At 69.5% G+C, this 11,795-nt stretch carries 10 protein-coding genes; all 10 read right to left on the bottom strand.

The features are described 5' to 3' along the window. Positions 1–386: 386 nt before the first annotated feature. Positions 387–1,397 carry a CPBP family intramembrane glutamic endopeptidase gene (locus FM105_RS11730; RefSeq protein WP_087008348.1) on the bottom strand — a complete coding sequence of 337 codons (1,011 nt, stop codon included), beginning with the start codon at positions 1,395–1,397 and terminating at the stop codon, positions 387–389. 12 nt (positions 1,398–1,409) lie between these two features. After that, complete coding sequence (tyrS, locus tag FM105_RS11725) at positions 1,410–2,699, bottom strand: tyrosine--tRNA ligase (RefSeq protein WP_087008346.1); 1,290 nt, start codon at positions 2,697–2,699, stop codon at positions 1,410–1,412. Positions 2,700–2,995: 296 nt separating this feature from the next. Then, positions 2,996–4,465, bottom strand: a complete 1,470-nt coding sequence (gene argH, locus FM105_RS11720; protein ID WP_373404778.1) for an argininosuccinate lyase — start codon at positions 4,463–4,465, stop codon at positions 2,996–2,998. After that, entirely contained in the window at positions 4,462–5,676 is a 1,215-nt protein-coding gene (locus tag FM105_RS11715) for an argininosuccinate synthase (protein WP_087008344.1), read from the bottom strand. The genes argH and FM105_RS11715 overlap by 4 nt, the downstream gene beginning before the upstream one ends. A 99-nt stretch (positions 5,677–5,775) precedes the next feature. Further along, entirely contained in the window at positions 5,776–6,312 is a 537-nt protein-coding gene (gene argR, locus FM105_RS11710) for an arginine repressor (protein ID WP_087008342.1), read from the bottom strand. Beyond that, the gene (gene argF / locus FM105_RS11705; RefSeq protein WP_087008340.1) at positions 6,294–7,229 is read right to left on the bottom strand and encodes an ornithine carbamoyltransferase; all 936 of its coding nucleotides are present in this window, start codon (positions 7,227–7,229) and stop codon (positions 6,294–6,296) included. Before argF ends, argR begins: the two co-directional genes overlap by 19 nt. Beyond that, entirely contained in the window at positions 7,226–8,473 is a 1,248-nt protein-coding gene (locus FM105_RS11700) for an acetylornithine transaminase (protein ID WP_256970360.1), read from the bottom strand. The genes argF and FM105_RS11700 overlap by 4 nt, the downstream gene beginning before the upstream one ends. Then, a complete protein-coding gene (gene argB, locus FM105_RS11695) occupies positions 8,470–9,438 on the bottom strand; it encodes an acetylglutamate kinase (protein WP_087008338.1) in 969 nt (322 codons plus the stop codon). Before argB ends, FM105_RS11700 begins: the two co-directional genes overlap by 4 nt. Continuing rightward, complete coding sequence (argJ, locus tag FM105_RS11690; RefSeq protein ID WP_087008336.1) at positions 9,435–10,607, bottom strand: bifunctional glutamate N-acetyltransferase/amino-acid acetyltransferase ArgJ; 1,173 nt, start codon at positions 10,605–10,607, stop codon at positions 9,435–9,437. Before argJ ends, argB begins: the two co-directional genes overlap by 4 nt. Then, positions 10,604–11,698: an N-acetyl-gamma-glutamyl-phosphate reductase gene (gene argC, locus FM105_RS11685; protein ID WP_087008334.1), complete on the bottom strand. Its 1,095-nt coding sequence runs from the start codon at positions 11,696–11,698 to the stop codon at positions 10,604–10,606. The genes argJ and argC overlap by 4 nt, the downstream gene beginning before the upstream one ends. Positions 11,699–11,795: the final 97 nt, after the last annotated feature.

Here is an 11,795-nt window from a genome sequence, read left to right as displayed (position 1 = left end):
AAACCGATCCAACCAGACACAAACAACGCCCAGCCCTCACCGAAAGGTGCTCTCCATATAATCGTTACAACCAAACCGCTCACCCGGATATTCACGCACCGTTTCCGCTGCGTTCTCCCTGACGAACGAGTTGTAACTCTATCCCCACCCGAACCAGCTCCGCAAATCACCTTTACGTGATCCGCGTCACACCCCCGGAGACGCTGCGAAACCGCCGCGATCCAGAACCTCGAGTGGATGTTGCCGACTGCCGTTCCAGTGGTACCAGGCGACTGCGGTTCGTATGCGACCGGCCATCCTGTTCTCTTCGGTGTTCCCGTCGAGCAACAGATGTAAATCTATGCCACGACCAGCGGACAGCGCAACTCGGAACGCGGTGTCACCGGTCACACCTGCGTCTTCAGGCGCCGGGAGCGCATCAGAGTCCCGCACAGGACCGCGCCGGCGAGCCCGAAGACGACCCATCCCGCGACGCCCAACGGACCAGCAGTCGCACCGTCGACGTCAGGACTGGCAGACACGAGCAGGTACAGGCCGGCCGCCGCATTCAGCGCGCCGTGCGCGACGATCGCAGGCCAGACGGAGCCTCCGCGGATCCGCAGCCAGGAGAACCAGGCGCCGACGCAGATGCTGCCGGTGATCATGAGGAGCAGTCCGTCGATCCCTGGACGCGAGAAGTTGTAACCCAGGAGGATGACAGGAGCGTGCCACAGTCCCCAGACCGCGCCGGACAGGGCGACTGCGGCGGGGATCCCGGTCAGCCGGACGAGACGGGGAAGCATGTATCCGCGCCACCCGATCTCCTCCCCTGCCGCGAACAGACCGTTCGGCATGACGGCGGCGACCGGTATCGCCACCACCTGGATGAGGACCAGCACCGCTGCCGGAATGCCTGCCGCGGTCGCGGACTCCGCGAGCAGGGGGAAGGACCAGTCCGGTTCGAGCAGGCCGAAGAGGATCGCGACCGCCACGCTGAGCATCACGAGCAGCACGGTCACGACGATCGCCGCGGCGCTCCAGAGGAGAGCGGTGACGGCAGGGTGTCGCCTCTGCTCCGCTCCCCGCCGCGGGGCGAGTCCGAGCTCCGCGAACATCGGCCGGAAGCGGATCCCGTCGACCCACCGCACTGCGATCCACGCAGCGAGCGCCGGGGTGAGCATCATCGCGGACGGGAAGACCTGGAGCATGAGCTGCCGCATGAGCTGCTCCGGCGAGGGAGCAGCGGTGGGGTCCGCCCCGAGCGAGTCCGACCCTGCGGCCTCACCGGCAGTGCGGGAACCGTAGACGGGTTCTCCGCCGACGACGATCCACAACGGGATCATCACGGCCCACCCGAGTACCAGAGCCGTGGTCGTGAAGACGAGGAGTCCGCGCAGGTCGGTCCTCTTCGACGCCACCGTCGACTCCGCTCAGCTGTTGACGATCGACAGCGCGCCCAGCGTCTTCTTGCCGCGGCGCAGGACGATGACGCCGGAGCCGCCGGCGTCAAGGACATCAGCCTGGGTGACGACGGCGTCCTCGCCCTCCACCTTCGCGTTGTTGACGTAGGCCCCGCCCTCACGCACGGCACGGCGTCCGTCCGACTTGGACTTGACGATCCCTGCCAGTGCCAGAGCGTCCGCGACGGGCACTCCGTCTTCCAGCTGCGCCGCCGTCACCTCTCCGCGCGGCAGCTCCGCCGTCGCCGCGGCCAGCGCCGATCCGTCGATGCCGCGCAGCTCACCGCCGCGGAACAGCGCGTCTGCGGCGGCGAATGCCTGCTTCGCCTGCTCGTCACCGTGGACCATCGCCGTGATCTCTTCAGCGAGTGCCTTCTGGGCGATCCGAGTGTGCGGTGCCTCCTCGAAGCGGACACGGATGTCCTCGATCTCCTCGAGCGACCGGAAGGAGAACACATGGAGGTACTTCACGACGTCGCGGTCATCCGCGTTGAGCCAGAACTGGCTGAACGCGTACGGGCTGGTGAGTGCCGGGTCCAGCCACACGGTGCCGGATTCGGTCTTGCCGAACTTGGTGCCGTCCGCCTTCGTGATGAGGGGCGTCGCCAGTGCATGGACGGTCTTGTGCTCCACGCGGCGGATCAGATCCGCGCCGGATGTCAGGTTGCCCCACTGGTCCGATCCGCCAGTCTGCAGTGTGATGCCGTGGCGGCGGTTCAGCTCGAGGAAGTCATTGCCCTGGAGGATCTGGTAGGAGAACTCCGTGAAGGAGATCCCGTGCTCGCTGTTCAGCCGGGTGGCGACCGTCTCCTTGGCCAGCATCCGGTTGAGCGAGAAGTGCTTGCCGATGTCCCGGAGGAAGTCCAGCGCCGTGAGGCTGCCGGTCCAGTCCAGGTTGTTGACCATCTGCGCGGCGACCGGGCCGTCGAAGTCGAGGAACCGTTCGATCTGCCCGCGGATGCTGTCGACCCAGCCGTCGACGACCTCGCGCGGGTTGAGCGTCCGCTCCCCCGACATCCGCGGGTCGCCGATGAGTCCCGTCGCGCCGCCCACCAGCGCGAACGGCTGATGTCCGGCCTCCTGCAGGCGCTTCGCGGTGAGGATCTGGACGAGATTGCCCATGTGCAGGCTGGGGGCGGTGGGATCGAAGCCCACATAGAACCGGACCGTCTCCTCGGTGAGCGCCCTGCGCAGCGCGTCTTCGTCGGTGGACAGCGCCACGAGATTCCTGGCCTGCAGCTCGCTGAGGATGTCAGTCACAGCATTCCTTCCTTCACAGTCGCCTTCCGCCCCTGCAGCCGATTCCCGGCCGGGTCGCAGTCGCGCGCCGCCCAACAGTGTAACCGTCCCGCACGCATCCGCCGGTCACCATCCTGCCCCTCGCCGTGCGGCCCGGCGCAGGCGAACGAAGCAGGCGAACGGCGCAGACGAACGAGGCTGCCGTCGAGGGCAGACGGACGAGGGCCGACCACGGCCGAGGTCGTCGTCACCGCTGCGGTGCGATCCCCGGCCGTGGTCGGCCCCGTGCCTGCCACCAGGCGGACGCTGCTCCCTGCTCAGCGGAGTCGCTGACCGGCGAACTCCCGCAGGCGAGCCGCCTCGGTCCGCGCGTTCTCCAGCTGACGGGCGACGGCGCTGCGAGCCGTCCCGCCCTTGGCGCTGCGGGAGTCGATCGAGCCGTGCGTCGTGAGCACATCGCGCACTGCCGGGGTGAAGTGCTCGGAGATCCCCGCGTAGTCGTCGTCGGTGAGATCCCACAGCTCGACCCCGCGGCCCTCCGCGAGGCGGACGGCCTCGCCGGACAGCTCGTGCGCGACGCGGAACGGCACGCCCTCGCGGACCAGCCACTCTGCCACATCGGTCGCGAGCGCGAATCCCCGCGGCGCCAGATGCTCCATCCGCTCGACGTCGAACACCAGGGTGGAGACCATCCCGGTGAACGCGGGCAGGAGCAGTTCGAGCGTGTCCGTCGCGTCGAACACCGGCTCCTTGTCCTCCTGGAGATCCCGGTTGTAGGCCAGCGGCATCGCCTTGAGCGTCGCGAGCAGGCCCGTGAGATCACCGATGAGGCGACCCGACTTCCCTCGCGTGAGCTCCGCGACGTCGGGGTTCTTCTTCTGCGGCATGATCGACGAGCCCGTGGAGAAGGCGTCGTCGAGGGTGACGAACGAGAACTCCTTCGTCGCCCACAGGATGATCTCCTCGCTCAGGCGCGACAGGTCGACGCCGATCATCGCGGCGACGAACGCATACTCCGCGAACACGTCGCGGGAGGCCGTCCCGTCGATCGAGTTCTCGACCGAGTCGACGAAGCCCAGCTCCTCCGCGACCGCCTGCGGGTCGAGGCCCAGCGACGACCCGGCGAGCGCTCCCGACCCGTACGGAGACACGGCGAGGCGCTGATCGAGGTCGACCAGTCGGGCGACGTCCCGCAGCAGCGGCCACGCATGCGCGAGCAGGTGGTGGGCCAGCAGGACCGGCTGTGCGTGCTGGAGGTGCGTCCGGCCGGGCATGGACGCCTCGGGGTGTGACGCGGCCTGCGCGATCAGGGCCTCGACCGTGTCCAGGAGCAGTCCCGCGACGACCCGCGAGTGGTCGCGCAGGTACATCCGCCCGAACGTCGCGATCTGGTCGTTGCGCGATCGGCCCGCACGCAGGCGACCGCCCAGCTCCGGCCCCGCGATCTCCATGAGACCGCGCTCCATCGCGGAGTGCACGTCCTCGTCGTCCTGCGCGGGCAGGAACTCACCCGCGACGACCCGGCGCTCGAGCTCGTCGAGCGCCTCGATCATCCCGGTGAGGTCCCCCTCGCCCAGCAGCCCCGCGCGGGACAGCACGCGGGCGTGGGCGCGGGAGGCGGCGAGGTCGTAGCGGGCCAGCCGCCAGTCGAAGTCCGTCGACTTCGACAGCTGGGCCAGTGCATCCGCAGGCCCGGTCGCGAACCGGCCGCCCCACAGGGCGACCCGTTCGCCGTCGCCCTGCCCCGCACCGGCGCCGGTGTGCGAGACGTTCTGCTCCTCGCTCACTTCAGCTTGTCCTGGCCGAACCGCACGTCGCGGGCCGCAGCCTGCTTGGACGAGAGGCCGTAGATGTCGATGAAGCCGCGGGCCGCGGACTGGTCGAAGGTCTGGCCCTCGTCGTAGGTGGCGAGGCCGAAGTCGTAGAGCGACGAATCGGAGCGGCGGCCCTCGACGGTCGCGCGACCGCCGTGCAGCACCATCCGGATCTCTCCGCTGACGTACTGCTGCGAGTCCTCGATGAACGAGTCGAGGTTCTGCTTGAGCGGGGAGAACCACTGGCCGTCGTACACCAGCTCGGTCCACCGCTGCTCGACCGTCTTCTTGAAGCGGGCCTGCTCGCGCTCGAGCGTGATGTTCTCCAGCTCGCGGTGCGCGGCGATGAGGGTCATCGCGCCCGGGGCCTCGTACACCTCGCGCGACTTGATGCCCACGAGGCGGTCCTCGACGATGTCGATGCGTCCGATGCCCTGTGCGCCTGCGCGCTGGTTCAGTTCCACGATCGCCTCGAGCGGCGTGACCGCGCGGCCGTCGATCTTCACCGGGATGCCCTTCTCGAAGGTGATCGTCACCTCGTCCGCCGGCGGCGGGAAGGCCGGGTCGTCGGTGTACTCGTAGACGTCCTTCGTGGGGCTGTTCCAGATGTCCTCGAGGAAGCCGGTCTCCACGGCGCGTCCCCACACGTTCTGGTCGACGGAGAAGGGGTTCGTCTTGGTCGTGACGATCGGCAGCTGGTTGCGCTCCGCGTACTCGATCGCGGCTTCGCGCGTGAGCGCCAGGTCGCGGACCGGGGCGATGCACTTGAGGTCCGGGGCGAGCGAGGTCAGGGAGACCTCGAAGCGGACCTGGTCGTTGCCCTTGCCCGTGCAGCCGTGGGCCACGGTCGTGGCACCGAACTGGCGGGCTGCGCGGACCAGGTGCTTCGCGATGATCGGGCGGGACAGCGCGGACACGTTGGGGTAGGCGTCCATGTACAGCGTGTTGGCCTTGAGGCCCGCCATGCAGTACTCCTCCGCGAACTCATCGCGGGCGTCCGCCACGTACGCCTCGACGGCACCGCAGTCCAGGGCGCGCTGGCGGATGGTCTCGAGGTCCTCTCCGTCCTGGCCGACGTCGACGGCCATGGCCACGACCTCGGCGCCGGTGGCTTCGTGGATCCAGCCGATCGCGACAGAGGTGTCGAGTCCGCCCGAGTAGGCGAGGACGATCCGTTCGGTCATGAGGGTTCTCCTTGTGTCTCGTGTGCGCCGCCCGCGGGCGGCGTGCTGTGGTTGAAGTCTGCGGCATCGTGGGCGCGTGCGCGCGCCCGGGTGGTCAGTTCAGTGTGCCTGGGTCGCGGCGGGTCCCGCGACCTCGTGCCCGGCCAGTTCGAGGAAGAGCCGGGCGATCCGCTCTCCGCCCGCCTCCGCGGATGCGATGACGAGCACGGTGTCGTCCCCCGCGATCGTCCCGAGGACGCCCGTGAGGACGGATCGGTCGATGGCACTCGCCAGGTACTGGGCCGCGCCGGGAGGCGTGCGGAGGACGACGAGGCTGTCTGAGTGGACGGCACTCACGAGCACCTCCTCCAGCAGCCGCTGCAGGCGGGCGTCGAAGACGTCCTCCCCCTGCGCGGAGAAGAGGGTGCCCCTGTCGCCGCCTTCGCCGGGCACGGCGTACACCGCGCCCGAGGCCCCCCGCACCTTGACGGCCCCGATCTCCCCCAGGTCGCGGGAGAGGGTGGCCTGCGTGACCGTCACGCCCATCGCGGCCAGGCGGGTGGCGAGCTCGGACTGCGACGCGATCGTCTGCCGCTCGATGAGCGAGACGATGAGCTGCTGGCGCGCAGTCTTCGTGGTCAGTTGCTCAGCAGCCACGTGAGCAGCGCCTTCTGTGCGTGGAGCCGGTTCTCGGCCTCATCGAACACGACGGAGGCCGGTCCGTCGATCACGGACGCCGCGACCTCCTTGCCCCGGTAGGCCGGCAGGCAGTGGAGGAAGATCGGGTCGCGGCCCAGGCTCATGAGCTCATCCGTCACCTGGAACCGTGCAAACGGCGAACCGCTGTCGTCGCGCCCGGTGGAATCCTGTCCCATCGACACCCAGGTGTCGGTGACCAGGACGTCCGCATCCTGAGCGGCGGCGAGCGGGTCCTCCGTGACCGTGAGCGTCCCGCCCGTGCGCCGGCCCAGGGCCCGGGCCTCGGCGACGACGTGGTCCGCCGGCTGGTAGCCGGCGGGGGCGGCGATGCGCACGTGCATGCCCGCATTCACACCGCCCAGCGCATACGAGTTGGCCATGTTGTTCGCGCCGTCCCCGTAGTAGCTCATCGTCAGGCCTGCGAGTCCGTTGCCCTCTCCCGTGCCGCGGTGCTCGCGGATGGTCACGAGGTCGGCCAGGATCTGGCAGGGGTGGTAGTCGTCGGACAGGGCGTTGATGACGGGCACCGACGCGTGCTCAGCCATCTGCTCGAGGCCGGACTGCGCGAACGTGCGCCACACGATCGCGGACACCATGCGGTCGAGCACGCGTGCGGTGTCCGGGATGGACTCCTTGTGCCCCAGCTGGCTCTCCCCGGGGTTGATGATGAGCGGGGACCCTCCCAGCTGGCTCACGCCCGCCGCGAAGCTCACCCGGGTGCGGGTCGAGGTCTTGTCGAAGAACACCGCGACGGTCTGCGGACCCTCGAGGGGCCGCATCGAGTACGGAGCGGCCTTGAGCTCCTCCGCGAGGTCGAGGACCTCGGTGAGCTCGTCCGGCGAGAGGTCCGTGTCCTTGAGGAAGTGGCGGGTCATGCTGCTCCTTCGGCACCCGCGCCGCTGTGGGCGGCGGAGGCGATGATGCCGGGCAGCGCGTCCGCGAAGCCCAGCAGCTGGTCGTCGGTGATGATGAGGGGCGGTGCGAGGCGCAGGCGGGTCGGGGTCACGGGATTCACGATCCAGCCCGCTTCCAGCGCCGCGTCTGCGACGGCCTTCGCGTTCCCGTCGCGCAGCTCCATGCCGATGAGCAGGCCCGCGCCCGTCACCTCGGTGATCTGGGGCAGTGCGGCGAGCGCGCTCCGCGCCCGTGCTCCCAGGTCCGCCGCGTGTGCGAGCAGTTCCTGCTCCTGGACGGTGGTGAGGACTGCCAGGCCGACCGCGGTGGCGAGCGGGTTGCCGGAGAATGTCGAGCCGTGCTGCCCGGGCTGCAGGAGCTGGGTGATCCGCTCCCCGAACGTGAGTGTCGCACCGATCGGCATGCCGCCGCCCAGGCCCTTGGCGAGCGTGACGACATCGGGGGTGATGCCCTCGCCGATCTCCGACTGCTGGAAGGCGAACCACGATCCGGTCCGTCCGATCCCCGTCTGCACCTCGTCGAGCACGAGCAGCGCGCCGACGGCGTCCGTCGCCTCACGCGCGGCGCGCATGTACCCCGCAGGGTGGCGGCGCACGCCCGACTCCCCCTGGATCGGCTCGAGGACGACGGCCGCCGTGTCCGCGTCGACCGCCGCGCGCAGTGCCGCCTCGTCGCCGAACGGGACGTGGACGACGCCGGGCACCCCGGGGTCGAACGGTTCGCGGTAGGCGGCCTTCGCCGTGAGCGCGAGAGCGCCCATCGTCCGGCCGTGGAACGACCCCTCGACCGCGACGATCTTCGACCGCCCGGTGCGCCGGGTGATCTTGAGTGCCGCTTCGTTCGCCTCGGCTCCCGAGTTGGAGAAGTAGACGCTCGAGCCCGACGGGGCCTGCGCGAGTGCGAGGACCCGTTCGGCCAGCGCGATCTGGGGCGGGGACGCGAAGAAGTTCGAGATGTGCCCCAGCGTGGACGCCTGGTCGGTGAGTGCCCCGACGACAGCGGAGTGCGCATGGCCGAGCGCATTCACGGCGATGCCGGCGAGCAGGTCGACGTACTCCCTGCCCGCCTCGTCCCAGACGCGGACGCCCTCTCCGCGGACCAGCAGCCGCTGGGGCCTCCCCAGTGCGGGGAGGATCGCCGCTTCGTGGTGCGAGCGCCACTCGCTCGTGTCGGTCATCATGCCCGTGCCCTTCGTCTCAGTCATGCGTGGCCTCCGATGGACTTCTCCAGTGCGTCCAGATCCGCGCTCACCATCGTGCCGATCCCCTCGGTCGTGAAGACCTCGAGGAGGATCGAGTGCGCGACCCGGCCGTCGACGATGTGGGCGTGTCCCACACCGGCCTCCACGGCTTCGAGCGCTGCGGTCATCTTGGGGATCATCCCGGAGTCCAGGCGGGGCAGCAGGTCCCGCAGCTCGTCGGTCGAGATCTGCGAGATGAGGCTGTCCGTGTCCGGCCAGTTCCGGTAGAGGCCCGCCACGTCGGTGAGCATGACGAGCTTGTCAGCCTGCATGTGCCGGGCGATGGCGGCCGCGGCGAGGTCCGCGTTGATGTTGAGCGGCTTCCCCGGCTCTCCCCCCACCTCACCGGCGATCGAGCACACGACGGGCACCCGTCCGGCATCGAGCAGCTCGTGGAGGAGATCGGTCGATACCTTCTCGATCGTCCCGACCCGGCCCAGCTCGACGGGTTCGCCGTCGATGAGCACCTGCGCGGGCCGGGCGAGCAGGAGGTCCCCGTCCTCACCGGACAGCCCGACGGCCGAGCTGCCGTTCTGGTTGATGCGCGCGACGATGTCGCGGTTCACGTGCCCCGACAGGACCATGCGCGCCACGTGGGCGGCCTCGTCGCTGGTGACCCGCTGGCCGGCGCGGAACTCGCTCTCGATGCCCAGTCGGTCGAGCATCGCGGAGATCTGCGGGCCCCCGCCGTGGACGACGATCGGACGGAGCCCGGCGAACCGCAGGAACGCGATGTCGTCGGCGAAGGCCTGCTGCAGCTCCGGGCTGACCATGGCGTTGCCGCCGTACTTGATGACGATCGTCGCACCCGCGAACGTCTTGATCCAGGGCAGCGCCTCTGTGAGCACGTCGGCCTTGGCCTGCGCCTGGGCGAGCCGCTGTGCGGGTGTGGTGCTCGGTGCGGTGGGTTCCGGTGTCGTATCGCTCATGTCGAGTATGCGCTGTTCTCTTCGACGTAGTCGTGGGTGAGGTCGGAGGTCCACACGGTTCCCGTGTGGGGGCCGGACTTCAGGTCGATGTCGACGCTCACCTCGCGGGTGAAGACGACAGAGTCCGGATCCGCGTCCGGTGTCGAGTCGGTGCAGACCCGCACGCCGTTGATGGTCACATCGATGCGTGCGGGGTCGAACTCCGCATCGGTCGTCCCCACCTGGGCGACGACACGACCCCAGTTGGGGTCCTCACCGAAGATCGCGGCCTTGAAGAGGTTGGACCGGGCGACGGAGCGGCTCACGGTGACGGCGTCGGCCACACTCGCCGCGCCGCTCGTCGTGATCGCGATGTCGTGGTGGGCCCCCTCCGCGTCGACGTGCAGCTGACGCATGAGATCAAGGCACGCATCGGTGAGGAGCGCGGTGAAGGACTCCTCGTCCGGCGTCACCCCCGATGCACCGGAGCCCATGAGGACGACGGTGTCGTTCGTCGACATGCAGCCATCCGTGTCCAGGCGGTCGAAGCTGTGCGCGGTCGCGTGGCGCAGTGCGCGGTCGAGCACGGACGCAGGCAGGTCGGCATCGGTCGTGAGGATCACCAGCATCGTCGCGAGACCGGGCGCGAGCATGCCCGCGCCCTTCGCCATGCCGCCCAGGCGGTACTCCCCCGCACCGGCGGCCGCGGTCCGCTCGATGGTCTTCGCCACGGTGTCGGTGGTCATGATCGCCTCTGCGGCAGCGCGTCCGTCGTCAACGCCAGCGTGCGCCGCCTCGACGAGTGCCGGGAGACCGTCGACGATCCGATCGCGGAAGTCCTGTCCGCCCACTCCGATCAGTCCGGTCGAGCAGATGAGCACGTCCTCGGGGGTCGTCTCGAGCAGCTCGCCCGTCCGCTCTGCGGTGAGGCGGGACGTCTCGAATCCGAATGCTCCCGTGTAGCAGTTCGCGCCTCCGGAGTTCAGCACGACGGCGCGTGCGCGACCGTCGGCACTCGCCTGCTGCGACCAGAGGACGGGGTTCGCCTTGCAGCGGTTCGACGTGTAGACAGCGGCCACAGCATCGGAGGGACCGTCGTTCACGACGAGCGACAGATCGGGCCTGCCGGAGTCCTTGAGTCCGACTGTGAGGCCTGCGGCACGGAAGCCGGATGCGTGGGTGACGGTCATGGTGCGACTCCATTCATGGGGAGGGCGAGAGCTTCATCGAGGCCGAGCGCGAGGTGAGCGGACTGGAGCGCCTGGCCCGCCGTGCCGCGCACGAGGTTGTCGAGGGCCACCGACACGAGGACGCTTCCCGCCCGCTCGTCGAACGCCCACTGGACGTGGGCACTGTTCGAGCCGGTGACCGAGGAGGTGCGGGGCCACTGGCCGGCGGGCAGCACGGTGATGAATGGTTCGTCGGCGTAGGCGGATTCGAAGGCCCGCCCGATGGCGGCAGGGATGTCGGCGACGGGTGCAGCCGAAGCCAGAGGCGCGGAGAGGGTCGCGTGGATGCCGCGCACGACGGGGACGAGAGTGGGGGTGAACGCGATGCGGACGCCGCCGGCGTGCTGGTCCTCTGCGCCGATGCCGAGCACTCCCGCGAGGTTCTGCTCGATCTCCGGCACGTGTCGATGAGTCCCGGCCTGACCGTACGAGCTCACGTCGCCGATGGTCTCGCCGCCCAGGAGGTGCGGCTTCATCGCCTTCCCGGCTCCGGACACGCCGTTCGCCAGCGTCGCCGTGAGCCGGGCTGAATCGATGAGTCCCGCCTGCACGAGCGGCTGGAAGCCCAGCGTGACCGCGGTGACGTTGCACCCGGGCACGGCGATGCGCGTCGCATCGCGAAGGACCTCCCGCTGCTTCGACCCGTCCGCGAGCAGGAGTTCCGGCAGCCCGTAGCTCCAGCTGCCCTGGTGCTCACTGCCGTAGAACTCCTCCCATGCCGCGGCATCCGTGAGGCGGTGGTCGGCTGCGAGGTCGAGGATCAGGGTCCCCGGGCTGGTCGCCTCCAGTTCGGCTGCGATCGCACCGGACGCGCCGTGCGGCAGCGCGAGGACGACGACGTCGTGACCGGCGAGCACCTCGGCCGTGGACGCCTGGATCTCCATCTGCGCGTAGGAGCCGAGATGCGGCTGGTGGCGTCCCAGAAGATCACCCGCAGTCGAATGGCCCGCGACCGTCGTCACACGCAGCTGCGGATGGCCGGTCAGCAGCCGGAGGACCTCGCCGCCGGCGTAGCCGGTCGCACCGGAGACCGCGACAGTGTATTCACTCATGCGAATAATCATACGCCCTCGGGTGGCATGCTGCACAGCCCTCGCCCCATCTTCACAGAAGGCGCCATTCCAGTCGATCGTCCGGTTGGCGGATGCC

It is taken from the genome of Brevibacterium yomogidense, assembly GCF_900163715.1.
Lineage (GTDB): Bacteria > Actinomycetota > Actinomycetes > Actinomycetales > Brevibacteriaceae > Brevibacterium > Brevibacterium yomogidense_A.
This window is presented reverse-complemented; position numbering and strand designations above follow the sequence as displayed.